The 25,776-nt window shown below is 40.0% G+C and carries 25 protein-coding genes; 14 read left to right on the plus strand and 11 right to left on the minus strand.

Annotated elements, in window-relative coordinates:
• Positions 1–64 precede the first annotated feature (64 nt).
• The gene (locus tag VB693_RS07675) at positions 65–1,099 is read right to left on the minus strand and encodes a helix-turn-helix domain-containing protein (RefSeq protein ID WP_323265737.1); all 1,035 of its coding nucleotides are present in this window, start codon (positions 1,097–1,099) and stop codon (positions 65–67) included.
• A gap of 187 nt (positions 1,100–1,286) precedes the next feature.
• The gene (locus tag VB693_RS07680; RefSeq protein WP_323265738.1) at positions 1,287–2,186 is read right to left on the minus strand and encodes an alpha/beta hydrolase; all 900 of its coding nucleotides are present in this window, start codon (positions 2,184–2,186) and stop codon (positions 1,287–1,289) included.
• 200 nt (positions 2,187–2,386) lie between these two features.
• Here VB693_RS07680 and VB693_RS07685 point away from each other — a divergent pair, with 200 nt between their 5' ends.
• Positions 2,387–3,244, plus strand: a complete 858-nt coding sequence (locus VB693_RS07685; protein WP_323265739.1) for a RodZ family helix-turn-helix domain-containing protein — start codon at positions 2,387–2,389, stop codon at positions 3,242–3,244.
• A 206-nt stretch (positions 3,245–3,450) separates the two neighbouring features.
• On the opposite strand, the gene VB693_RS07690 is transcribed toward VB693_RS07685, so the two are convergent.
• From VB693_RS07690 to gatA, 3 genes are all read right to left on the minus strand, one after another.
• Positions 3,451–4,077, minus strand: coding sequence for a type I restriction endonuclease subunit R (locus tag VB693_RS07690; protein WP_323265740.1), 627 nt, complete (start codon positions 4,075–4,077; stop codon positions 3,451–3,453).
• Between the two features lie 224 nt (positions 4,078–4,301).
• Positions 4,302–4,535: an EF-hand domain-containing protein gene (locus VB693_RS07695; RefSeq protein ID WP_323265741.1), complete on the minus strand. Its 234-nt coding sequence runs from the start codon at positions 4,533–4,535 to the stop codon at positions 4,302–4,304.
• Between the two features lie 609 nt (positions 4,536–5,144).
• Positions 5,145–6,602 (minus strand): Asp-tRNA(Asn)/Glu-tRNA(Gln) amidotransferase subunit GatA, encoded by a 1,458-nt coding sequence (gene gatA / locus VB693_RS07700; RefSeq protein WP_323265742.1) that lies wholly within the window; start codon positions 6,600–6,602, stop codon positions 5,145–5,147.
• 242 nt (positions 6,603–6,844) lie between these two features.
• Between gatA and VB693_RS07705 the strand changes: the two genes are divergently transcribed.
• Together VB693_RS07705 and VB693_RS07710 are read left to right on the plus strand one after the other, a co-directional pair.
• Positions 6,845–8,194, plus strand: a complete 1,350-nt coding sequence (locus VB693_RS07705) for an OB-fold nucleic acid binding domain-containing protein (protein WP_323265743.1) — start codon at positions 6,845–6,847, stop codon at positions 8,192–8,194.
• A 202-nt stretch (positions 8,195–8,396) separates the two neighbouring features.
• Positions 8,397–8,936, plus strand: coding sequence for a hypothetical protein (locus VB693_RS07710; protein WP_323265744.1), 540 nt, complete (start codon positions 8,397–8,399; stop codon positions 8,934–8,936).
• 61 nt (positions 8,937–8,997) lie between these two features.
• Here the strand turns inward: VB693_RS07710 and VB693_RS07715 are convergent, their stop codons facing one another.
• Entirely contained in the window at positions 8,998–9,315 is a 318-nt protein-coding gene (locus tag VB693_RS07715; protein ID WP_190704776.1) for an ArsR/SmtB family transcription factor, read from the minus strand.
• 81 nt (positions 9,316–9,396) lie between these two features.
• On the opposite strand from VB693_RS07715, the gene trxA reads away from it, so the two are divergent.
• From trxA to obgE, 9 genes are all read left to right on the plus strand, one after another.
• Positions 9,397–9,729, plus strand: coding sequence for a thioredoxin (trxA, locus tag VB693_RS07720; protein WP_323265745.1), 333 nt, complete (start codon positions 9,397–9,399; stop codon positions 9,727–9,729).
• A gap of 217 nt (positions 9,730–9,946) precedes the next feature.
• A complete protein-coding gene (locus VB693_RS07725; protein WP_323265746.1) occupies positions 9,947–10,612 on the plus strand; it encodes a nitroreductase family protein in 666 nt (221 codons plus the stop codon).
• 148 nt (positions 10,613–10,760) lie between these two features.
• Entirely contained in the window at positions 10,761–11,468 is a 708-nt protein-coding gene (locus VB693_RS07730; RefSeq protein ID WP_323265747.1) for a glutathione binding-like protein, read from the plus strand.
• Between the two features lie 163 nt (positions 11,469–11,631).
• Complete coding sequence (locus tag VB693_RS07735; protein ID WP_323265748.1) at positions 11,632–13,308, plus strand: hypothetical protein; 1,677 nt, start codon at positions 11,632–11,634, stop codon at positions 13,306–13,308.
• 22 nt (positions 13,309–13,330) lie between these two features.
• Positions 13,331–13,969 (plus strand): hypothetical protein, encoded by a 639-nt coding sequence (locus VB693_RS07740; RefSeq protein ID WP_323265749.1) that lies wholly within the window; start codon positions 13,331–13,333, stop codon positions 13,967–13,969.
• A 245-nt stretch (positions 13,970–14,214) separates the two neighbouring features.
• Positions 14,215–14,706, plus strand: coding sequence for an orange carotenoid protein N-terminal domain-containing protein (locus VB693_RS07745; protein ID WP_323265750.1), 492 nt, complete (start codon positions 14,215–14,217; stop codon positions 14,704–14,706).
• 414 nt (positions 14,707–15,120) lie between these two features.
• Positions 15,121–15,648, plus strand: coding sequence for an orange carotenoid protein N-terminal domain-containing protein (locus VB693_RS07750; protein WP_323265751.1), 528 nt, complete (start codon positions 15,121–15,123; stop codon positions 15,646–15,648).
• A 329-nt stretch (positions 15,649–15,977) separates the two neighbouring features.
• A complete protein-coding gene (locus tag VB693_RS07755; RefSeq protein ID WP_323265752.1) occupies positions 15,978–16,652 on the plus strand; it encodes a Mo-dependent nitrogenase C-terminal domain-containing protein in 675 nt (224 codons plus the stop codon).
• A 206-nt stretch (positions 16,653–16,858) separates the two neighbouring features.
• On the plus strand, positions 16,859–17,887 hold the full coding sequence (gene obgE, locus VB693_RS07760; protein WP_323265753.1) for a GTPase ObgE: 1,029 nt from the start codon (positions 16,859–16,861) through the stop codon (positions 17,885–17,887).
• Between the two features lie 225 nt (positions 17,888–18,112).
• Here the strand turns inward: obgE and VB693_RS07765 are convergent, their stop codons facing one another.
• The gene (locus VB693_RS07765; RefSeq protein ID WP_323265754.1) at positions 18,113–19,198 is read right to left on the minus strand and encodes a hypothetical protein; all 1,086 of its coding nucleotides are present in this window, start codon (positions 19,196–19,198) and stop codon (positions 18,113–18,115) included.
• A 299-nt stretch (positions 19,199–19,497) separates the two neighbouring features.
• Between VB693_RS07765 and VB693_RS07770 the strand changes: the two genes are divergently transcribed.
• Positions 19,498–21,222, plus strand: a complete 1,725-nt coding sequence (locus VB693_RS07770; protein WP_323265755.1) for an AarF/ABC1/UbiB kinase family protein — start codon at positions 19,498–19,500, stop codon at positions 21,220–21,222.
• A 63-nt stretch (positions 21,223–21,285) separates the two neighbouring features.
• Complete coding sequence (locus VB693_RS07775; protein WP_190704743.1) at positions 21,286–21,663, plus strand: hypothetical protein; 378 nt, start codon at positions 21,286–21,288, stop codon at positions 21,661–21,663.
• Between the two features lie 137 nt (positions 21,664–21,800).
• On the opposite strand, the gene VB693_RS07780 is transcribed toward VB693_RS07775, so the two are convergent.
• The 4 genes from VB693_RS07780 to VB693_RS07795 all read right to left on the minus strand — a co-directional run bounded on the left by VB693_RS07780 (position 21,801) and on the right by VB693_RS07795 (position 25,769).
• Complete coding sequence (locus tag VB693_RS07780; RefSeq protein ID WP_323265756.1) at positions 21,801–22,571, minus strand: hypothetical protein; 771 nt, start codon at positions 22,569–22,571, stop codon at positions 21,801–21,803.
• Positions 22,572–22,861: 290 nt separating this feature from the next.
• Entirely contained in the window at positions 22,862–23,788 is a 927-nt protein-coding gene (locus VB693_RS07785) for an Npun_R2821/Npun_R2822 family protein (protein ID WP_323265757.1), read from the minus strand.
• A 10-nt stretch (positions 23,789–23,798) separates the two neighbouring features.
• Complete coding sequence (locus VB693_RS07790) at positions 23,799–24,794, minus strand: Npun_R2821/Npun_R2822 family protein (protein ID WP_323265758.1); 996 nt, start codon at positions 24,792–24,794, stop codon at positions 23,799–23,801.
• A gap of 15 nt (positions 24,795–24,809) precedes the next feature.
• Complete coding sequence (locus VB693_RS07795; RefSeq protein WP_323265759.1) at positions 24,810–25,769, minus strand: glycosyltransferase family 10 domain-containing protein; 960 nt, start codon at positions 25,767–25,769, stop codon at positions 24,810–24,812.
• Positions 25,770–25,776: the final 7 nt, after the last annotated feature.

A 25,776-nucleotide genomic window follows, 5' to 3' on the forward strand; every position in this document is an offset into this window, starting at 1 on the left:
CGTTATGACAATCCTGGCAAAATAGACTTATCATAGTGCCAAGAAAATCACAGGAAAAATTTAGTTAAAGAGCTTCCGGTGGTGCGATATCATTGCCCACACTGATACTACCATCCGCACTAGATTTGATTCCTGGTTTAGTAGTGACATCAGCTTGGTGCTGTAGTGACTGGGAAACTGATGGAACTGGTGAATTTACTAAACTGTTAGTGGTTGATGGCTGAGATAGATGTGATAATCCTCCGACTGCGCCAGCAATAAGGGCTGTATAACCTAGATATAAATGTAGTGGACGTATTTCTAATCTCAAGTTTAAAGCATCTTTCTGAGGCTGATACAACGAGGGCAAAATTGATTTGACTGTGCCAGGTGTGGGTAGAGAAGCTGCCAAAATTGTGCCATTGATTCCTAAAGCATTGCCCATGACGCGGATAAAACCCCGCAAACATACATCTTCTGGCAAAAACTCAAAATTGGCATTTTCCACTGCTTCCATCTGTGGGACTGAGATGTGAGTATAGACTTGCAGTTGCTCTACACTCAAATATTGAGACTCACGGGCTTGCTTTAATTGCCAACCTATTTGGCGCATGGTTTCTAAACGGTGTTGTTCTGCCATTTGTTTGGCTAACTCAGCTTTGGAAGACTTGTTGTTTGGGTGCAACCACTGGCTGAGTCTGGTTACTGGGTTGTTGTGAGTGTTTGTTGTACTTTCTCTATCTGTAGCAATGCTTACACCTGTATTGATGCTGGTTGTCTCTGAGGTTAACGCTACTTGTGTCTGGCAATTAAATAAAGCACTAGAATTTTCTGGTTTAATATTCGCTGCAATCTCAGTATTATCTTCTTCTGAATCTTGTTGTGCAAATTGCTGGAATGCCAAACCAATCGCTTCTCTACCTACAGCTTTACACAACACTTTGGCTTGTTCACCAGCATCACCTAATAATATTTGTAACCTAGCTACAATCCGGCGATAAATTTCACTACTATGAAGTTCAGCCTCAATCTGACCCAAGAGCGATCGCAATTCATCTTGAGAAAGGGTAACTGCCGACTTTCCTGGCATATTTAATAAATACACAGATGCGGTAGACATAATTAAAGTATATTTGACTAAACAACCCAGACCATTCTGTATAATTTATCCCGCTATTCATACATAAATCAGGAAGGTTTGGGATGAATTTTACTAACTTATTAACTCATACCAATTTAATTGATAATGGCAATCTATCCTTCGCTAGATGCACAATGCCTAATGCCCAATGCCCCTTAAATAATGACTATTGACTATTAACCATTGACTTCTGCACAAAAGCCTCTACCCATTGTAGATATTGCATCCCTGCTACTTTTCCTACGTCGTTATGATCTGCACCTTGAACCAAAATGAGTTTTTTAGGTTCAGGGGCAACAGCATACAATTTCTGGCTCATAAAGGCGGGTATTGTAGAATCAGCAGTACCATGAATGAATAAAATGGGCATTTTTAATTGAGGTATTTTTTCAATAGATTCAAATCGCTGTGTCAAAAGTAAATTAACCGGAAATAACCGAAACATATTGCGATAATCTATAACATCCCGCACAGATGTAAAAGTACCTTCGACAATTAATCCTGCGGCTTTTGGTTGTTTTAGTGCTAAATCAATAGCTACAGCCCCCCCTAACGAATGACCGTAGAGAAAAATCTGCTTAGGGGGAATTTGTCTTTGCTGTACTAAGTAATTCCAGGCGGTTTCAGCATCTTGATAAACATTCATTTCATTGGGAAACGAACCCTCGCTGCGGCCGTACCCTCGGTAGTCAATTAGCAACACAGAAAATCCTAGCTGGTAAAATCTGTGAGCATGACTCACATTTGCACTAATGTTCTTACCGTTCCCGTGTAAATACAATAACACCTTAGCATTCGGTTTTTTGCTAGGCATCCACCAAGCGTGGAGACGTTCTACTTCACCAGACTCGGCTGTAACTGGTAGCCAAACATCCTCATAGGGGATACTAAAATACTCTGGTGTAAATTCAATGACAGTAGAGGGAAAAAATATCAAGCGAGTTTGTTGGCGTGAGACTAATATACACAGAGTCAGATACGCGATCGCGACAACTGTCGTTACTAACGGTAGCCACTTGCAACATATTTGTAACACAAGAGGCAATTTTTTGATGATTATCGGCATAATGTGATGATTTAACAAATATTGATAAAGACAATAATTTTTTAATGCCCAAAAAAGGTTAATATCTTTCAATTAGAATTTCTAATTAAAATTAAAATCGGCAAAAAATTTCATCATTGCATGAAATAGTAATAATATTTACCTTACTTAAGTAGTCTCACTGGTGAATAGTAAACATTAGCTAAAACTAGGAGCAGACCGTGACACTATTAAATGCGACGCAAAAAGAACAATTGCTGGAGATAAGTAGATATTTACGACAAGCCAGAGAAGAAAAATCTATACGTATAGAAGAAGTATCTGCTAAAACACATATTCGATTATCGTTCTTAAAAGCTCTAGATGCAGGAGAGTTTGAAGAATTACCAGAACTGGTTTATGTTCAAGGATTCCTCCGTCGTTATGCAGATATTGTGGGGTTAGATGGTACGGCTGTTGCCAATTCCTTTACGGTTAATGCTTTACCTCCAAACTCTCATATAAATTCCAAGCATGAAAAGGGAAATTCAGACAAAAAGTCTCAAATTCGCATACCTCTTGTTGTAACCTATATTTTGTTATTAGGTATCGCTTGCACTGGACTAATTTATGTCCTCAATCCTAAACTCATAACTGAATCTTTAACCAACAAAAAAGACTCTGTATCCAGTCAAGTTGAACAAACTACCCCCTCACAAGCAGTCTCTTCTCCCACAGATGAAAGTCTAGCTAATCAACAAAATTCTATTCCCCAAGAAACACCGCCAGTAGCCACTTCATTACCTGTAACAACAGAATCATCAGCTTTACCTAACAGCACAGATAATTCCAATCTGACAATCACCTTAGAACTGCAAGGCGATTCGTGGTTACAAGTCTCAGCAGACGGTAAGACAGAGTTTGTCGGTAATTTAACCAAGGGAGAACGAAGAACTTGGGTAGCACAGAAAGAGTTGACTGTGCGTTCTGGTAATGCTGGTGCTGTGTTGGTGGCTGTTGATAATCAACCTTCACAACCTTTAGGGGGACAAGGAGAAGTTAAACAAGTAACTTATACATCGGAGTTCAGAGGTCAATAGTCTATAGGTAATGGTTATGGGGTATCGGGCTTTGGGTATGAGTCACTATCCCCACTCAGCACGCTGCTCAAAGCCCCGCTACCGCTAACAGCACTCCCCACTGTACCTATCAATTAGTTAATTGAATTATGTTTGGTATTTCTAGGTTTTCTCTCGCTGAAGCACCCTATACAGGCTTGTATCTTCTTCTTTTTCAGTCAAAAATACTACAACAGAATTAATTCACTAAATCTTTTTAGTACACTTAAAACTTGCTGAATTTCATTTGGTTTTTCTATTGATAAAGCATCGGAACGGGCATATTTTGGCTTTTGTGACTGAACTAGCTTGACAAAAACAAACTCTCTACCATTGACAAGCAAACCAAAAGTTGGTCGTTCAGCATTGGAAGTGTCGAGTATGTAAGCAAGTGCTTGAGGTAGTGCAGATATCACATCAAATTTAGTGCTTTTAGATTCAATAACAAGTATCCAAAGTCTTCTATTTACGACTAAAACATCAATACTACCTTTAACAATAACACTTTCATCTACAGCAGAAATTTCAGTGGAAGTTTCTGTTTCAATCTCGAAATTTGGTTGATAAAAACCAGCTAAATCAAGTAGTGGAGACAACACAACCATCTTCACTACTTCTTCAGACATGGGGCGGCGTTTAGTTAAATTTAAATAATTGCTTTTTACTCGTTCTAAAGATGATTTTTCTATATCCGTTAGTAACGGTAAATTTTCTATCCATTCTGGGAAAAAATTACTATTGGTAACTAACTCTAATCCAAAATTTTCCTCTAGTTCGTAAAGACTTATATCCCGCGTTTGGATTGTTTGTACCATAATTAATTAGGGAATAAGGGATACATCCGTATTATATAGCAGGGATTACTTTTGGGCGATCATTAGGGCGTGGGTACTTGCGCCATTGCCACAAGAGTCAGCTTCTCCGAAATAGTCACGTCTGATAATTCTTGATAAGTTGAGCTAGAAATTGCAAATCCCTCTCTAGCCAACGCTAAGAGGGATTTTGAGTATTGGGGATTTGGTATGGGGTTTTTTGAGTGCTACGTTAAATTACTTGCTTTCTCAACTGCTTGCTTTAACTCTTCAAAGGTAATACTACCGTCTTCATCTGCATCATACTGTGCTAGTAAATCCTGGGGGCTACTGGTATTTGTTTCTGATGAGATGACTGCACTTAAGCCAGGACTTAAAAAAAGCTCATGAATGGAGATTTTGCCGTCTTGATCGCGATCTAAGGTATTAAAAAGAGATTGAAGCTCTTGCTCGGTTGACATAAGTTTCTATCTGAATTAATCTTTCACTTTAATATTTCAAAATTAAATAAACTTATATCTTTAGACATAGAAATAGATATCACTGGGGCTGAGATTAGCGAAATGGTACGAACGGTGTCTTGCCCTGGTTTCACGATTGTTGACTCTCCGAATTTTAGATTTTAAATTTTGGATTATTTCTTTGGTACAAGCCCCGCCCCTTGTGGGTACAGTCAATCTAAAATCGCAAATCTAAAATCCAAAATTGATTGACCTACTCCGCACATAAGTTAGCCCGTATTTTCTATCGTCTTTGGACAACAGGTAATGTCTATACTTACCCCAGAGCAAACGCATCTAAATTACTCTTGATCACAACGAAGGTTAAGAACCAACGAAAAAGTCAGGATTTCGCGTTTGATTATTTTTCAAGCCTCAAAGCGATGACCGACCGTCGGTCGTAGACCATCGCCTAAAACCTTCGCAATAAGCAGGAGTTAGTGACATTATTTTTCACTCTATTGAGAATAGACTTTACTTATTGACATGATGCGGCCGCCCTGCCCCACTCAGCACGCTGCTCAACGCCCCGCTACCGCTAACAGCACTCCCCACTCCCCACTCAGCACTCTAAATTGTCGGCTGACGTAAATGCCAAGCAGTCGATTGCTCATAAGCATAGGCTACTTGTAGTAGTTGGTCTTCTCGCAGGACTTTGCCGATGAGTTGCAAGCCGATGGGTAATCCTTGGTCATCAAAACCACAGGGAACGCTGATTCCTGGTAAACCAGCAAGGTTTACAGGAATAGTCATCAGATCATTCAAATACATACTTAAGGGGTCAGTAGTTTTTTCCCCGGCTTTAAATGCTGTGGTAGGCGCAGTAGGAGTTACCAATATATCAACGGTTTCAAAGGCTCTTTCAAAGTCTTGTTTAATCAGGGTACGGACTTTTTGCGCTTTCAGGTAGTAGGCATCATAATAGCCAGCAGAAAGGGCGTATGTCCCAATCATGATGCGGCGTTTAACTTCTGTACCAAATCCAGTAGCACGGGTAGTCTTGTACATAGACAGAAGGTTGTCCGCATCCGGCGCACGCCAGCCATATTTCACGCCATCGTATCGGGCTAGGTTGGCTGATGCTTCTGAAGGGGCGATGATGTAATAACTAGGTAAGCCATAACGGAAGTTAGGACAGGAAACTACATGAATTTCTGCACCTAAATGCTGTAGTTGGTCAATGGCTTTGGTAACAGCTTGTTCGACGACAGCATCTAAACCTTCGCCAAAGGTTTCTTTGATGATGCCAATTCGTAGTTTACCTCTAGCTTTCAGGTCTGGTTTTAAACTGGCTGCATAATCGGGAATTTCAACTTTCAGGCTGGTGGAATCTTTCGGGTCATAACCTGCGATCGCATTTAATAATATCGCGGTATCTTCTACTGAACGTCCAAAGGGGCCAATTTGATCCAAAGATGAAGCGTAAGCCACTAAACCATAACGGGAAACCAACCCATAGGTTGGCTTTAGTCCCACCACGCCACAAAAAGACGCAGGTTGGCGAATTGAACCTCCAGTATCAGAACCCAGCGCAACAACGCATTCATCGGCGGCTACGGCTGCGGCTGAACCTCCAGAAGAACCACCCGGAACTCTAGACAAATCCCAAGGGTTCGCTGTGACTTGATAAGCAGAATTTTCGGTGGAACTACCCATTGCAAACTCATCTAAGTTGGTTTTGCCAACAATCACCGACCCCGCATCAATCAATTTTTGTGACACCGTTGATTCATAAGGCGGTACAAAATTTTCTAAAATCCGTGAGGCGCAAGTAGTGGGAATCCCTTTAGTACACATATTGTCTTTTAGACCCAGGGGAATCCCCGCCAGCAGCCCAATTTCTTCGCCAGCAGCAATTTTGGCATCCACAGCACTAGCTTGCTCTAACGCTTTTTGTGCCGTTACGTGTAAGAAACTGTGCAATTTTGGCTCTAAAGCTTGAATACGGTCTAAAGCCTCTTGGGTGATTTCAACGGCAGAACGTTCTTTTTTTACTAGTTGTTCGTGCAGTTCGCGGATGGATGCCATGATTGCTCTCTTAGTGACTCAAGTCATTGATTTTAGTACATATTGATGGGGACTGGGAATTTTAGATTTTAGATTTTAGATTTTAGATTTTGGATTGAATAATCTAAAATCCACTCATTGAAAAGCTGGGGATTGACGATTGGGGAAATATCTTATATTGGTATTCTTCCTTGTCTGTCTGCCTAGTCTAAAATTCTTTGTATCACATAAACTTATAGATTCTCACATCAGGGTTAAAGAATATGGTTAAAATTATTACTCGTAAGTATGTAGGTAAAGAAAATGTCTACGATATAGGAGTTGAGCGTGATCACAATTTTGTGATCAAAAATGGGTTAATTGCTTCTAATTGTTTCAATAAATCACACTCAACTGCCTATGCCTATGTTACTTACCAAACAGCATATCTGAAAGCTAATTACCCACTGGAATATATGGCTGCACTGCTGACGGCTAACAGTGGTGATACAGACAAGGTGCAGAAATATATCTCCACCTGTATGAGTATGAATATTCAAATAGAACCACCAGACATTAATCGCTCTGGGGTAGATTTTACACCAGTGGGTGGAAAGATTTTATTTGGGTTTTCGGCTGTGCGGAACGTCGGGCAAAATGCGATCGCGGCGACTCTCGAAGCACGTAACGAGGGAGGCGCGTTTAAATCTCTGGCTGATTTTTGCGATCGCGTGGATCTTCGCACTGTCAACCGTCGGACTTTAGAATCGATGATTTACTGTGGAGCTTTTGACAAAATTGAATCAAATCGTCACCAATTAATTCAAGATTTAGAATTAGTTTACGAATGGGCGCAATCCCGTGCTAGAGATAAGGCATCAGGTCAGGGCAATTTATTTGATTTATTAGGTGGACTCTCTTCTAATCATGATAAAAAAACTAATAATGCCTTTGAAACTGCACCAAAAGCTAAACCTGTAAATGATTATCCGCCCCAGGAAAAATTGCGTCTGGAAAAGGAATTATTAGGTTTTTACGTCTCCGATCATCCACTGAAAGCCTTAAGGCAAGTGGCATCACTTTTGACACCAATTAATCTATCACAACTTGGTGAACAAAGAGAAGACACAAAACTCTGTGTGGTTGTCATGCTTAACGGTGTGAAAAAAGTGATGACAAAAAAAGGCGATCCAATGGCAATTTTGCAAATAGAAGATTTAACATCTCAAACTGAAGCTGTAGTCTTTCCTAAAACTTATGAACGAATCAGTTTTCTGTTACAAGTTGATGTCAGATTAATTATTTGGGGAAAACTAGACCGCCGTGATGAACAAATTCAATTAATAGTTGAAGATGCAGAACCTGTAGAAACAGTACAAATGGTAATGGTGGAATTAAATCCTCAACAAGCAGCAAATATTGAAGAACTACATCGCTTGAAAACAATTATACAGGAACAGTCAGGCGATAAAGAAAAGTCAAAAATGCCCGTAATAGGAATTATACAAACTGAACATTCTCGTAAATTAGTCCGCTTAGGGTGGCAATTTTGCGTACAAGATGCACGTATCACCGTTCAAGCTTTACAAAATGCCAGATTCCCAGCACACCTGAGACCTTTGATTGGTGGTTAAGAAGAAACAGTACCGCTTCGCGGAATCCGCAGGGTGCTGTAGGAGAAAAATAGAATGCCCAATGCCCAGTATATTACCGTAGTAGTCATTAGAATTAATACTTTTTTTAGTTAGTTATGCGGATGATGATTTCCTGTAGTAAGTAGTATCTTTTTATGCCATGACAACTTCGGCAAGAGGTAGGGGAAGGAGCTAAAACTTAATGATTGCTAATGATTTAAGTAAGTTTGTGTGTTACTGCAAAAAAATTCAACCCCAAAACCAAGAAGAAATTAAACAATTTTTTGAAGGGGTGATTGTATTTCCCTACGACAAGGAACTACTTTTGCAAGCTTATCTATTTTTGAATATCCGTACTTTGTTTCCTTCTTGCTATGAGTTATTGTTGTTTGAAAAGTCTCCGATCGCAGACTATACAGACTTAGGAAAGTGTGATTTTGTCTATCTCACATTTCAAGGTAATTTGTTTTTAGTTGAGACAAAATTTATCGATACAGAAGCAACAGGAGCAACAGAAAGAAAACGCAGAAATAAGCATAGAAATAAAGTATTTGAACAAGTAATTACTTTAAAAGGCAGATTTAGCCAATATTGGGATATTCATCCTGAACAGTTGGAATGTGGAGTTTTTACTACAGATTCTGAGGTTGATTGGCGAGGCGATTGTGTTAATGTTGTGACTAAATCTATATCTATAGATAATCTCGAAAAATGGCGAAGAAATTATAAGAGAATTCACTAATATTGGGTGTAGAGGTGTAAGGAGGTAAATTCAATACCCTATGCCCAATGTTAATTGATTATTAACTATTAACAACTGACTTAGCCGATCGCAACACTGCATCAAGTAAACCAGGAAACAGCACTTCTAAATCTTCTCGCCGCAATATGTTGATGTGTTGTGTTCCTTCTTTGCGACTCAATACTACTCCTGACTCGCGCAGAATCTTAAAGTGATTCGACATGGTAGACTTGGCGATCGCAAAATCAAAGTCTCCACAGCACTGCTCACCCTTGGTTGCTAGCAAACGCACCATCTCTAGCCGTACAGGATCGCCTAACGCATACAACACTCCGGGTAACGTAATATCTTTTCGGTCTGGATGATATAAAAATTTCATAACTTGCATTATCTCTTAAATTGGCTTATATTTTTATTATTCGATAATATCGAACTACAGAATTAAATCAGGGAGGCAACTATGTCATCCGTCATAAATGTTACAGAAGCCACATTTAAACAAGAGGTACTCGATAGTGAAGTTCCAGTGTTAGTGGATTTTTGGGCTCCTTGGTGTGGCCCTTGTCGGATGGTAGCCCCAGTTGTCGATGAAGTTGCTACCGAATACGTAGGGCAGGTAAAAGTGGTAAAATTAAACACAGATCAAAATCCCACCGTTGCCAGCCATTACGGAATTCGTAGTATTCCTACTCTGATGGTATTTAAAGGAGGGCGACAAGTCGATACAGTTGTAGGAGCTGTTGCTAAAACTAGTTTGACTAAGACCTTAACCGAGCATATTCAGCAAGGGTAATAGGTGACAGGTGACAGGTGACAGGTGACAGGTGACAGGTGACAGATGACAGGTGACAGGTGACAGGTGTTTTTTACTCAGCACAGGCTGAACCGCCCCGCTTCTGCTAACAGCACCGGCTAAATGCCGCGCTAACACCACTCACCACTCACCACTCACTACTCAGCACTCAGCACTCTTTCAAAGCGTAATCCTAATTAAATCAGAGGAGAATCTCATGAGTACAATCACTAAAACTCAACCTCTAGACGTACCCAAGGCTATTGTTCAGCGTCGCTCAATCAAAGCTTTTAAAACAGACCCCATAGCACCAGAACTGCTGAAGCAACTAGTAGAGTTGACCGTAGCTGCACCCAGTAGCTTTAATATGCAAGGCTGGCGGATTGTCTTAGTTCAAGACGAAACCCAAAAGGCGGCTTTATCAGCTGCATCTTGGAATCAAAAACAAATTATTGAAGCACCAGTGACCTTTGTGTTTGCAGCCGATCCTAATGCTGGGGAAGACGATTTAACCGCAGTGTATGAAAAAGCCTTGCAAACTGGAGCATGGAATGAAGGTACAGTAAATTATTTTAAAACGGCTATTCCCCAATTCCAGGCAGGATTGGGAGACAAACGCCGGGAATATGCTATTAAAGACGCTATTATTGCTGCTACTCATTTAGTTTTAGCAGCAGAAAGTTTGGGGCTATCTACCTGTTTTATGAATGGTTGGATTGAAGAGAAAGTCAAAGAAGTAATTGGTGCGGCGGACGAGTCTGATTTAGCGATCGCAGTTTTAGTTCCTGTAGGTTATGCCGCCGAACCCCGTCTAGATCCCGGTCGTTTGCCATTATCCTACAACGTCTTTGTAGACAAAATTGATACCCCCTATCAAGGGTGAGTTGTGTAAGCGTTAGCGCGGATTCTCAAAATTGGGGGGAAAATTGCGATCGCTCATTTCGATTGGATACCCCTAAAAGGTAATGTAGCCAAAGCCAAAGAAAAACTGATAGAGGCGCATATTCCCTCTCTAACCAGGAGACATCAGCATGATTGATCTATATTATTGGACAACTCCGAACGGTCACAAAATTACCGTCTTTCTAGAAGAAGTTGGCTTACCTTACAACATCATTCCTGTGAATATTGGTGCTGGAGACCAATTTAAGCCAGAATTTCTGAATATTTCGCCCAATAATCGCATCCCGGCAATTGTTGACCATGAACCAGCCGGAGGGGGTGAAGCGATTTCTATATTTGAATCTGGTGCTATTTTGTTGTACTTGGCGGAAAAAACCGGGAAATTGATCTCGCCAAATATCAGGGAGCGAGTAGAAGTCTTACAATGGTTATTCTGGCAAATGGGGGGCTTAGGGCCAATGGCTGGACAAAATCACCACTTTAGCCAATATGCACCTGAAAAAATTGAGTATGCTATTAATCGCTATGTTAATGAAACAGCACGTTTGTATGCAGTGCTAGATAAGCGATTAGCAGACAGAAAATTTGTAGCTGGTGACTATTCAATTGCAGATATTGCTGCCTATCCCTGGATAGTACCCTATGAACGCCAAAGCCAAAACCTGGATAATTTCCCCAACTTGAAGCGTTGGTTTGAAGCAATTAAGGCACGTCCAGCAGTGATTCGCGCCTATGAGAAGGCAGAAGCTTTTAAAAATCAAGCATTAGATATCGAAAAGTCGAGGAATGTGTTGTTTAACCAGTCAGCTAATACAGTGAATATGACTGCTAAATAATTATTAACTTTTTGAAGATTCAGAACCCCAGTTTTTTCGAGAAGCTGGGTTTCTTGGTTATTACGAATGATTTAGGATTAAAATATCAGACTTTTCTCTAATACAAATAACTCGGTTATTACGCCATATATTAATGTATATGCCTAATTTAAACTGAGATTTTATGTATTCCAGACCAAATAAAACATTTAAAAAATCTACTGCTGATTCATCCACAACCAATCCCTTCGCACCACCCCGCATGGTTGTTCAGCCTTTAGTTGAAGCAGCCGCACCAGATTTACAAAGTTCTGAAGTACAGGCCAAGCCAGTTGCTAGTAGTTTTCCTGATATCTCCAGGTTTACGTATAAACCTGATCCGTCATCGCCGCCACCAATTCAAATGCAGATCGTGAATCAGCCAGGAGAGCAGAATGAACAAGCGGCAAATCATGTCAACTCCTTCACGGTTTCCCAGACTGGAGGCGAAGTCTTACAAAGAGCTTATGAGTTATGTTCACAAACTGATGTAACACCCAAACAAGACCACAGAGCGAAAGAGGTATATGTCCAAAATATTCAGGGAACACCATTAGGAGCAGCAGCAAACTCACCTACAGCTGCGGGTAATCCATTCGGTTGGACAGAACTGCACGCTGCGGGACATACTTTGGCCAATACTGGTAGCAATAACTCCCACTATAATGCAGTACGTATGCACCTGTGGAACGGTCGCCTAGGAGGTCCAGGTAATGAGTCATGGAACTTAGCACCAGGCCCGGCTAAGGTTAATAGCATGATGTCAGCAGGGCCGGAGACGAGTGCTAAAAATCTGGTCGAAGCAGGTGAATCGATTTGGTTGAAAACTAATGTTTCCTACTTGAACAACTCAACTAATGCCAACGATTTCACATCCGTCGTTCCCAATCGGATAGATATGGCGTGGGGGGTGATGGGTAACACAGCTTCAGGAACTTGGGGTACTGATATCCAATTGCCAGTTGCACCACTCCAGGGACAAGCAGCACAGGATTACAAAGATTGGCCTCAAAATCAGGCTGCTGACTTAGTAAATAAGCTAAATCAAACAGGTATAACAGATCAGATCCGCGCTCAAGCTTTCGACCTAGTGCAGTATGATCAACTGAAGTGGTCAATTATCCACAATTTCCCACAGATATACCTGGGTATGGAAGAGAAGACCAAGGGCGCGATCATCAAAGCGATGCCTAATACGGTGCTAGATGACTTTATGAAGAATGGTCTGAAGGTTATCACTAGTTCTGAACTCTTTGTACAGGAGATCATCTTACCGTTGGTAGCAGTATCAGAGAGCATAAAAGCACAAACTCTGTTTTCAACCCTGCTAAATCAAACGGAACAAAGGAAGGTCATCATAGCATACAAATGGGATCTACTCCAACATCTGGGTGCGATCGCCGAGAGCTTTGCCAAGACCGATTGGACAATATTTAACTATCTTCCAAATGCGGCTAAAGCCAACTTACTTAGCCAATTAGAGCAGAATAATCAAATCAATACGTTCCTCAGTAACCTGACCAATAAGCTAAAAAGAAAGCAATTATTTGGCCTTTGTGCAAATGAGGCAGGAAAAGGTGGCTCATCACAGCAGAAGTTTGATTTCATCAGTAGTAAAACGAATTTGGATACTCAATACAAAGATGAGTATAAAATCGAAACAAACCTAGAGGCGAAAGCATTAGAGTATATGCAGGGTCGCTCTAAGCGTGCTAAAAAACCAATATTTAAGCCTAAGAAGGAGGACAAGAATAAAACCTCCGGTGAGGTCAAGAAGCCCCGTAGAAAGAAAAAGGTAACAATCAAATCCAAGACAAAATAATCACAGATAGAGTCAGCATAAAATGACAAGCACCTACCTCAATAAGATACAGGAACTGATTCGCTCTTTAGAAGCGATGCCGAATCTAACGGTGTGTAATGCAGAAATTGCCCCACCTGCAACAGATGCAGCTATTGCTACTGCTCGCAATTATGCTGCATATCGACTGCCAGCAGGAGTAGAGGAATTCTATCAACAGATGAACGGCTTGCGTTTGGAATGGGAATATGTGGGTGAAGTACCTGATAACCAAACCCCAGATAGCGGAGCAATTCATTTGCTACCGATAGAACGAATATTTGGTAGTTGGAAGGATGTGACTTGGTTTGATGACTTTGAAGGAGGAGACCGATTTAAGGCGGTGAAACCTTTTGACCTTTTCCAATCAGAAGCTTGTGCTGCATTCTACCAAGAACCGGATGCTGCTCCACAAGATGCAGTCTATTTTCATTACTTTGGTGAAAATCTGTGTGCAACAGGTTATTCTTTTCTAGAATATATTGATCGCCTCATTACATCTCGCGGTTACTTATATTGGCAGTTAAGCCTCTGTGCCGATACCCAGAAGAATTCTGAGGTGCGCCAATTCCGAGAACGAATGCCTATCCTCTTCCCTGACTTTTCTGCTGACGCATTTGTACCACGCACATCACATCAATAGCAATTACTCGTCAGCCTAGATTCATCTATCCTGTTAAGGATAATATGCGTTTCTGTGGTACTAATTCACCATTAAAAATATTTCTGAATATTGCGTAAATAGTCTGAATATACAGTCTGTTTTACTGCTGAATTCTGCTGTATTATTCTACTTTTTGATTGTAATACTTATATCTCTGGTATGGTTCAAAACCTTATGTATCCTTGTTACGGTTGCTAATGAAATTAATTACAACCGCAATCATTATGGCTTCTACACAAACCAGCGATCCAACTATTCGCGAAAATGTCCAAGCGTGGCAGAAATTGGATACAGACGAACAGCTTGCTTTGTTTTGGTTTATTTACACAGAAATGGGAGATGCTGTTACACCAGCCGCCCCTAACGCCAGCACTGTTTCTCCAGAAATTGCCGAGGGCTTATTTAATCAAGTCAAAGACTTAAAGCATGAACAACAATTACAGTTACAACGTGACCTGATTAACCGTGTTGATAACCAAATTAGTCGTCAATATGGCTCATTAAGTGATACCACAAAATTACTATTTTGGTATCGTTTAGCCCAAGGTATGGAAAATACTACTATTGTGCCTATGCCGCCTGAATACGAACTTGGTTCTCAAGCTAAACGATTATTGGATAAAATCAAAACATTGTCATTTGAAAAGCAGATTACTGTTTTCCGTGATTATGTTTCCCCAATGGGTGCTGAACCAAAACCTGGTGCTGAGATTTAAATAAGTGTAGAGATGCGTTAGCCTAATTTCGCATTTCAATAAATCTGAGTAGTAAATAAACACAGAGTAGAAATCATAATTCTGCCTCTGTGTTTACTAGGTTGCTCTTTGGGTTAGATGCACCCAAAAATCGTAACGCCCTTTGCTTCGTATTTCATAATTTACGTTAATTAATAAAATATTGCCTCTGTCTTACGACGGGTTTAAATTTATTAGTTGTTGTCATAACGTCTATCTTTTTATAGTGTTTTAAAACAGGCTATTTTTTTAACTTAAACGAAAGTATAGTTAATCGCTATACACTTGATGACAAAGTAGATTTTATCACTTTATCGAAATAAAACTGCTTGCTCATACACAGTCAAAAAAAACATTTAATTTTGAAAATAAAGAACAATAATTAGAGAGGTTTTCATGACTTCTACAAACGTTAATCCTGTAGAACAAGCTGTAGCTGATTTTAAGCAGTTAGATATAGACGATCGCCTGGTAGTATTTGGTTCATTATTTAGCAATGTTGCTGATACAATCTCCACCAGTGATATAGACAAATTACCAACACAAAAAGCTGCTGAGTTAGTAGCACAAATTCAGCAACTTTCGCCAGAAGAACAACTTTATGCTTTGCGCGATTTGCTACCAGCTTCGAGAAATGATCAAAATGAAACCATGCTAGATCCCCATCCAAGTAAAGCAATGGTTGAACTAGCTCAAGGTGGTACAAAAATTCCGACTGGAGAGTATGGCAAACTCAATGCTGAGGGTAAATTAGCTTTTTGGTATTTTTTAGGGCAAAGATTAGGCAGCACCATTATCAACATACCGAGCAACTATACCCCCACAGAGCAAGCTACGGCAGTTTTGAACAATCTACAATCATTAAATACTAATGATTTAGTGTCTTTCTTGAAACAAGTGCTGCAAACCAGAGTCAAAGCATAAAGAATTCAGTGTTGCTGAAGACGGGGGAACGGGTAATTTTGCCTTGTGTCCCCCTTTTTTTCTAGAACCGCAAAGTTTGCTAGAGAAGGTCAGATATTCAAGTAAACTAGCGAACACAGAGAATATAGCGTTTCTCGGTTGAGTGAGGTAAAAGAACCCCACACCCAACCCCCTAAGAGCAAGCGAGGAGAAGATGTAACTTTTGAATTACCCCAACCTCAAGAGTAAAGACAAAACAAATCTTAAAAGCTGCTTAGTTAGCCTTGTAACAGTTTACCCTCAATAACAGTAGCTTATTATGGACTGAGGAAACCACAAGGCGTAAGTTTATGACAAGTGTTGTTCAATCTCCCTACACTAGTGAACAGATAACCGCTTGGTTGCGTGGACTGCTAACAATAGCTTGGGCTGACGGTAACTTTGACGAACAAGAACAGCAATCAATTGGCATTATTACCAAAGATGAATTAGCCCCTTGTCTTGATTGGGATTCACTAGAAGTAATTACACCAGAAGAATTAGCTGCTGTTTTAGGTAAAAATACACCAGCTGCGGAAACTTTTTTGCGTACAGCTGTGATGGTAGCGATCGCAGATGGTACATATTCTTCTAGCGAAGATCAAGTCCTACATCAATTTTGCCAAGCCCTAGGCGAACCGGACGACATTTTAGAAGCCCTACGCTATACCCTAGCAGACGAAGAACAAATAAATCCTCTCCTAGCAGCATCACTCACAGCCCCCTCCCCTGATGTACTTAACCCTCTACGAGACTGGCTCGATGGGTTAGAAGTCAAAGACCCCAGAGTCGCCCGGTTTTTGTGTAAAATGATTCCTTCCCAATGTCCCTTTGAGCGAGATGTCACCTTATTTGGACGGAAAATAGTCCACATTCCGCCATTGTGTAAAATTAACCCAATATATGAGCAACTCGTAGGTTTACGCTTCCGCGCCCTTTCCTATTTGGCAGATGAATGTCAAGAAGATGTGACACCATATATTTGAGTGCTGAGTAATGAGTAATGAGTAATGAGTAATGAGTAATGAGTGGGGAGTAGGAAGTAATAAAGTTAGGAATTAAAAATCAAGTAATGACGGATAAAGAGCCAATTAAAAACTTATAATTGATAGCTCACAACTCAGCATCGGCTAAACGCCGCGCTACCGCTAACAGAACTCAGCACTCACAACTCATTCAGGATTTAGCAGTAATGCAATTTATCGATCAAGCAAAAATTGAAGTAGAAGCCGGAAAAGGTGGCGATGGTATTGTCGCCTTTCGGCGGGAAAAGTATGTACCGGCTGGTGGCCCTTCTGGTGGGAACGGTGGAAGGGGTGGTTCAGTAATTTTCATCGCAGTGGAAAACCTGCAAACCCTTTTAGATTTCCGATATAACCATATCTTTAAAGCAGACAATGGCGGACGTGGCGGCCCCAACAACTGCACTGGTGCATCAGGGAAAGATTTAATTATCGAAATTCCCTGTGGAACAGCAATTTATGATGCGGAAACAGGCGATTTGATAGGAGATTTAACTAAACCTAACCAGAGGCTAATTATTGCCCAAGGTGGTAAAGGTGGTCTGGGAAATCAGTATTTCTTAAGTAACCGTAACCGCGCCCCAGAATACTCTCTCCCAGGACTACCAGGCGAAAGAAAACTGCTACGTTTGGAATTAAAACTTTTGGCAGAAGTAGGAATTATTGGTTTACCCAATGCTGGTAAATCAACTTTGATATCATCTTTATCAGCTGCACGTCCTAAAATTGCCGATTATCCATTTACCACCCTGATACCAAATTTAGGTGTGGTCAGAAAACCTACTGGTGATGGTACAGTCTTTGCTGATATTCCTGGACTAATTGAAGGTGCAGCAGGAGGAGCAGGTTTGGGACATGATTTTTTACGCCACATCGAACGTACACGGGTACTCCTGCATTTAATTGATGCTACTAGTGATAATGTTATCGGAGACTACAACACAATTCAGCAAGAATTAGCAGCCTACGGACGCGGTTTAGAACAAAGAATGCAAATTTTGGCATTAAATAAAATTGATGCCGTGGATAGAGAAACTGTAGATTTAGAAGCACTAGCAACGCAATTAAATCATCTTTCTCACGCTAGAGTTTTCTTGATTTCTGCGGTAACTCGCAATGGTTTAGAGCCAATGTTACAAGAACTTTGGAGTGTTCTCGACCAAATTAATGCCATTGAAGCAGCAGAGGTGTTGATTTAAGTCAAGATAAAATTTGTAGTCAGGGTTTTAGCTATCTCTCTGGTGTTTAAAGTAATGCGGTTGATGAAAAAATCAGGCACATGGCTGAAAAAAACCATGAAAGAAGGCTGGCTACTAATTCAAGAAAAGAAAAATTTACTTCTCGCCAGCCTGATTACCAAAGAGGGTATTATTGTTTAAAGAAATCTTGAACAATAGATAGCTTTTCCAGACCAGAAACGAAAGTTAATTCGCAATTGGTGGAGCTAAAGGCGCACGCAGAATCCCACCGCCCCCTATGCTATGAGGGCTATTGTTATCGACAATGTGGAGTGCTTGGAATAGGCGCATAAACTCATCATAAAACTGTCCATCTTTTCCTACCAAGCTGTAGCCATAGTTCTTTTTAAACTCTTCATTTACTCCTTTTTCGACTGCTATGTAGTGACAATCCCACGCTGAACCATCAACTGTATAAGCACCGTAATCTTGGAGTGCATGAAATAGCTTCTTCGCGGCTGGTGTTTGCAAGTTTAAGCTAGCTTCTGTCACCCAAGATGGTATTGCTAACAAAGAACCCATCACTAAAGAAGGGTTCTTTCCTCCATATGTGCTTGGGGCTGTCTTATCAGCTCGATCTGCTGGCCAGCGATATCCAGGGATAGATCGAGAGTAGTAGTAATATTTTCTACCATGAAGCAGAACCTTTAATACATGGCGAATTGGTTGACTACTGGTTAATTCACCTTTACGAATAGTTCCTCCAATTGCTGAAAGACCAGAACCACCATGTGATCCCCCAATGCCGTCACTATAAATATCAACCGGGGGAGTGTAAGCGTATCCATATACTGCTCCACCTGGAATACAACGTGCCAAAGGGTTTAGTTGTTGTAAAGTTTTACCATCGGGCATCAAAAAGGCGGAGCTGTTGTTGGGTGTAGAAGTTCCTACTGTATCGGGTATGATCAAATTATCTGGGATAGGTAAAACAGAAATAGTAGTCTTGTTAGTTTTGGAGCATCTCACTTCCCAAGAACCAGGACGATAAACAGGACGCAAAGGATCGCTAGCTTTGAGTTTGTATAGATGAATTGTATCTGCCCCTGCCCAGTAAGCCTTCTCGATATTTGCTCTTTTGTAGCGTGCGCCTGAGCCAATAGGCATATTCCAAATTGATGTGGATGAAAATGGCCAGAGAAATTTATCTCGCGTCAGAGGTTCTCTAGGGGTTACTGCCTGAGTAATGACAAGTGTAGCCACAAGACTGGTTAAGACGACAAAGAAACGTAATCGCCACCTGTGTTTAGTTAAAATTGAAACAAATTTCATGAAAACTAGTCCGTAATCTTTACATAGAGGGAACGAAGTCTGTCATCATACAGTTCCTGTTGATTGCCTGTGAAGAACAAAAACAGGAGATTTCTGTACTTTTATAAAGTATAATTAAGAGGAAAGATACACAAATTGCGGCAGCAAAGGCAGATCAAACTGGTCAGTTTACTGTTGTTGTATGACTATATTTTTATTTGTATCAACAACTACTGAGTTCATTAGCTGTTTACCAGCTTGAGGTTCAGAAAACAAACAAAGTTGTCAATTTTCCAGTAGTAGAAGAGGCAAACAAAGGCGTGGGTCAGTATCAACCTGGTCAGCTAAAACGCTACAATTCAGACACGATCGCTCGTTACTATCGCTACCGCCCTTGGTTAGTTTGGGGGCGGTTACTCAAAATTAGTTGGTCTTTTGCAGTATTTGTTTTCAGTCTCAAATGGGATGAGTGGCAAAATCGGGTCGAACAGAATAGAGAGAAGCGTGCTACTCAGTTGCGAGAGTTACTTACCAAGCTAGGCCCAACATTTATTAAAGTTGGTCAAGCTCTCTCGACACGACCTGACTTAATCCGTAAGGATTTTCTAGACGAACTGATCAAACTGCAAGACCAATTACCACCGTTTGATAATGCGATCGCTTATCACATTATCGAAACTGAGTTAGACCGGTCAATCTCAGAAGTTTTTAGTGAACTTTCACCTCATCCAGTGGCTGCGGCTAGCTTGGGTCAAGTCTACAAAGGACGTTTATTCAGTGGGGAAGAAGTAGCAGTCAAGGTACAACGTCCTAACTTACGCCCAGTTCTCACCCTTGACCTTTATTTAATGCGCTGGGCAGCAGCTTGGCTTTCTCCCTGGTTACCGCTAAATCTTGGTCATGATCTGACTTTGATTGTGGATGAGTTTGGCATCAAGTTATTTGAAGAAATTGATTACCTGAATGAAGGTCGTAACGCCGAAAGATTCGCGAACAACTTCCGCAATGATCCACAAGTGAAAGTCCCCTGCATTTACTGGCGGTTTACCAGTGGCCGTGTCTTAACTTTGGAGTGGATTAACGGCTTCAAGCTTACGGATACTAAAAGAATTCAGGAAGTTGGTTTAGATCCAGAGGCTATTATCCGCATTGGTGTCACTTCTGGCTTACAACAGTTATTAGAATACGGCTTCTTTCACGCTGACCCCCATCCTGGTAATCTGTTTGCGATGCCGGATGGTCGCATGGCTTACATTGATTTTGGCATGATGGATCAGCTAGAGGAAACTACCAAAGAAACTCTTGTTGATGCAGTGGTGCATCTAGTTAATCAAGACTACACCGATTTAGCCGCCGATTTTGTCAATTTGGGTTTTTTGACACCAGACACGAATATTGCCCCGATTGTGCCAGCTTTAGAGGCGGTACTAGGTAACGCCATTGGTAAGAATGTCGGAGATTTTAACTTTAAAACCGTTACCGATCAGTTCTCAGAACTGATGTATGAGTATCCATTTCGCGTCCCTGCCAAATTTGCGCTGATTATTCGTTCTCTGGTGACACAGGAAGGGATTGCTCTGAGCCTGAATCCGGATTTCAAAATTGTTGAGGTGAGTCATCCCTACGTGGCTAGGCGTTTGCTGACTGGAGAATCGCCTGAACTACGGCGGAGATTACTCAATATTTTGTTTAAAGATGGTAAATTTCAGTGGCAACGCTTAGAAAATTTAATTGCGATCGCTCGTACTGATAGTAATTTTGATGTATTACCGACAGCACGGATGGGGTTGCAATACCTGTTGTCTGATGAAGGCAAATTTCTCCGTCGCAAGTTGGTACTAGCACTTACAGAGGATGATCGTCTTCACACAGAAGAAGTGCAACGCCTGTGGTCTCTAGTGAAAGATGATTTACAACCAAATCGCTTGTTCAATGTAGCGATCGCTTTATTGACAGATTTATCTAGAGAAGGTGTAGCGGCTATCCTACCAAAATCTACAAATCTAGAATTTTTTAGTAATCCCAAATCAACAAATAAAAATTAAAAATCAACGATTTCTGCTGTTTTAATTAGAACCTTCATTTTTTATTATCAATCGGGAGTTTTCATGTACTATTACCCTCTGCAACCACCATATTTTATTCTATTTGTTGGCTTATTTATGTCCGTGACTTCTGGTGTAGCTTTATCTGGCACACTGAAGCTAATTGTCCAAGAATGGAAAATCAATAGTACAGAAAATTCTCCATCAACTTCGGGATTTAAACAACTATTGTCTGTCCCTTTTATCGGTATCACGGTAGGAGTCTGTTTATTTTTATCTTCAGGGTTAGAAATATTTGGCTTTCCTTCCCTTTTAGCTTTAGGCGTTGGTTTACCGCTTAGTATTTTGACTTGTTTATTAATTTGGTTTCAGTTGGGAAGTATGCTGGTTTTTGCAAAACAGAAAGGAATGCAGTCTCTTGATTTAGATTCTTTACTTTAAATATAAAAGAATAGCCAATAGATGAATTAATCGTAGTTAGCAAAGTGCAGAATTAAATTCATCTGTTGGCTAAAATTTCGTTAGCTTTTATCACTTGAATGTCGGCAATTTGATAAGTTTAAGTTTTAAAAACTTATCTATCTATAAAAGAATTCAAAATCTTTCAAAGCTACTAATCTCGCTTTATTCAAGCGGTAGTGATAGCCTAGCTTTCTTTTCCATAAATCCCAAGAATTTTGCTTATTAGTGTAAGAGGCATCTAAATGTTTAGTAATATTTCTCACTTCAGCCCAGCCATCCTGAGCCACACTCCAGCCAATTTTAGCGGCGGCTAATCCCATTGCATTACCTGAACCAGCATGAATACCCCGCAATTCTAAATATCTACCAATCTTTGCCCAATATTTTAAATACTCTACTTCTCTACCTTCATCTCTAGCAATAATAAATAAAGACTCTCCAATATAAGGTGAGTCTTGCAATTTGATATTTAAATGTGAAGCTACTTTTTGGATGTGCGCTAATCTTTCAGGAGTATATCTAGTAACGTGTTCAACTAGATTCTCACAATGACCTGCTGTAATGCCTGGTTTCCAGGTTAAAGTGTCAGGTAAGGAAGAGAGTATTGTTGTATCTGCATCAATATATATTGCTGCATTAAATCTTGACAAAGCTAATTCCATAACCAAGCTTTTATCATGATAACAATGCAGAATTCCGCGTTGGTTATGCTTAAAGGCTAAAACGTTGGGACTATTGTTAAAATCTGCTGGCTTATCTGTTAAAACTACAAAAGATTTTCCTGGAGAATATTTTGCTAAATCACTAGCTAATTGTTGAGTTAGCAGACGATATTTTTTTCTTAAAGCTAATGTGCAGAAGCAGTAATTGTGTTGTTCAGAATTCATAATTTTTCCTTATGTATCGCCATTGGGAAATATAATTACTAGTGTTTTTACGGTTTTCACCGTCAACCTTACAGATTAGATTACAATATATCTGTGCTTCCCACTCACTTGAGAGACTAAAATCACTGTATTTTTACGGTTAATACTATTAATCTTAATAATTAAATTATGAAGCATTAAATGCTAGGGTAATTTTAAATATAAATTTAAAGAACCCTCTGAAGTTTCACTACTTGTTGTGAAACTCCAGAGGGTAAGGTTAATATTGCTTGCAGGAGAACAGTAACAGTTTAATTTTTAAGTTGCCGTAACTGCTGTTTAATATTATTTAGTGTCTTTTGCCACTGATTTGGTTTGACAGGTGCAGGTATATCAGATGGAGATAATGCAGAATTAAGATTACGGTAGTATTCCCAAATGTCCCAGTAGGGACAACCTGGTTGAATGCGAATACCTGCCCAATGCAGATATTGCAGGGGTTGATTCACACTAGGATCAAATAAAATGTGGTCTTGAGTTTTAAATTGCAGTGAACCAGCCCAATTACCTGGAGCTTTACCCTGTCTGCGAACAATATTAAATCGGCGGTGAATCCGCTTGAGCAACATATAGTTGATAATTGGTTGGTCAGAAGTCTTTTCAGAGAAGTCAAAATACTCTGGATGAGCAGCACACTCAGCAAAGGTTGCCAATAAATCCTCATTCGAGATTAAGTTTTTCTTTGAACCCCAAAAACCACCGTTAAAAATATCTTTAACTTCTGTTTCATTAAAGATATTATCTGCAAATACTTTTGGCGTAAAAACGTTTTTGATGCCGCCTAAATGTTGATAATCACAACAAATAAAGTCAGAGTCAGCTAGATAATTGAGATTATCAATAATTTTTTCAAAAACAACAATATCGGTATCAATATACAAAAATTCCTCAAAGGGTCCGAACCAACAAGCTTGCTTACGGAATTGGTTGGGACGGGCAAAAAATTGATTACCAAAAATTTCGTGTAAATTATGAGCAAGACGCTCTATAAAATCTAAGTCTTCATAGAGTTGCACACCATAATTTTTGTTGAGTAATTCCGCTATTTGATGATAATTGTCATCATAGGGTATCATCATAATTGGGGTGTCTTGGTCATGCAATCGAATACTATTGAGTAGAGCGATCGCATGATCGATGACTTTGTCATTAGCAATAATATAAATGCCACGGCTCATTGTATCAACCTCAAAGAGTTAATCCTAATTTTCGTAAAATTTTTGTCCCCAAACTTGGGAACTTATTATCAACTTTGGGCTTAGTTGTAAGTTTTGGTTGCTGGTCTGGCTCATGAAGATAGCGATAGTGTAAAAAAGTGTCGCGGTAGGGAAAATCAATATTTTCTCCTTCGGAAACTTGCTTAAAGAACCGAGATTTTAGTCCGATATAATGAATATAAGTTAACTGCTTACCGTGGTCGTACAGGATATTGTCTTGTGTTGTAAAATGATTAGAAGTTACACAACAGCCTGTCCTTTCATGGCTAGGCAGTTGGTGAGCTAAGTTACAGTAAGAAATTCCTAACCGCATCACCATATAGTTGAGAACTGTTTGATCTGGGGCCATTGCATACAAGATTTCTGCTTCTCCTTGGCGGAGTTTTTCTAAAACAATTTCTTGATTTTGGCTGGTAAATATACTTTTTTTAGAAGCATAAAATCCAGAGCAAAATATTTCTGTTTGCAGTTGTTCTGGGGTGAATAATTCTGTTAATTTTGGGGAAGCGATATCATAAACATGAGATAAATCTTTATACTGGAAATCATATACTACAAAGTCATATTTATCTAGCTGGGCAAAAATTTTATCTAATGGACTCATTAATAATGTGTCTGCATCCATGTAGACAAATCGCTCAAAAGGCCCATCAAAAGCACAGTAACGACGATGAGTACCGACTCGATGATATTTATCACCACTAACTTTTAGCCAATTGGCTTGAGCGGTGGGGTGAGTATCCCAAACACGACGCACAAATTCATCCCATTGTTGAATTGAATTTTGATCATCATATAGTTGCACCTGTGGACGGCGAGCTATTTCAGCAGCGATTTGCTCTGTATGATCATCATAAGGATAGACACAAACAGGCATGGTTTGACCATAAATTGCTTCAATACTATTGAGTAGAGCAATTAGTTGGTCATAAACTTTATCATTAGCAAGAGTACAAATACCATCCATAGAATAACTCCTTTCCTATGAGGACTTAGCAACAAATTCTGACAACCAATTGAGTAGATTTAGTTTGTGTAAGATAATTTGTCTAGCTTCCGCGATCGCATCCTTAGCTGCATACCAAGCATCAGGAGTAGAAGTCACTTCTTGGATGTAGGCAATACCTTTTTCATCTAAACTAGGCAATCGTAAAAAACTACCCGGTGGTAATAATTTATCAGCAGCCGATCCTCCATAGTAAATTGGTAAGCACCAAGCCAGTAAAGCATCCCATAATTTCTCACTCACATACCAACTGTTATCAGCATAGTTTTCAATTGCTAAATTGTAATAATATGGGGCCATGCCATGCCATTTACCGCCCAGTTCACCGGATGATTTTGACCATGCAGGTAAATTACGCCCATATAAATCAAACTTAACTTCATTATTTTGTAGTGATTCTAAAAACTGTAATCGTTGACGATGATTAGCTGTACGGTTGATACCAGAGGTAATCCAACTACAAGGGCCAACTTTTTCGGGTATTGGCATCTCATTTAATTCCCGAAACGAGTTGCCAATATACCAAATTGCAGGCATATAGTCAGGGACGGGGGCAAAATCATCAGGGCCAGAAATATAACCGCAGTAATTTTCTGCTGCTTGATAATAACGTTTATTTTTCTCGACAACCTCATCTAAAGGTGGTTCGCGCAAAAGATATATTACTCGTTCTTTTGGCACACCTCGCAGGCGCGAACCAACGTCGATTTTTGGTTTTTGTGGTTTTCGTCGTAACTTATCTAGCCAAGATTGAGGCTGATGTTTTTTGGGAAAATCGAATTGATACATCAGCATAAAATCTGGGTTTGGTGCTGATGCTTGTATTTTAATATTGCCCCAAATGCCGAAGTGATTGGGAGTTTGTTGCCATAGCCAATCTCCTCTTTTATCAATATTGCTATAGCTGCTAATCATCCCGACAGTTTTTATATCCATTTGCATC

It is taken from the genome of Anabaena sp. UHCC 0399 (assembly GCF_034931465.1).
GTDB classification, from domain to species: domain Bacteria; phylum Cyanobacteriota; class Cyanobacteriia; order Cyanobacteriales; family Nostocaceae; genus Trichormus; species Trichormus minutissimus.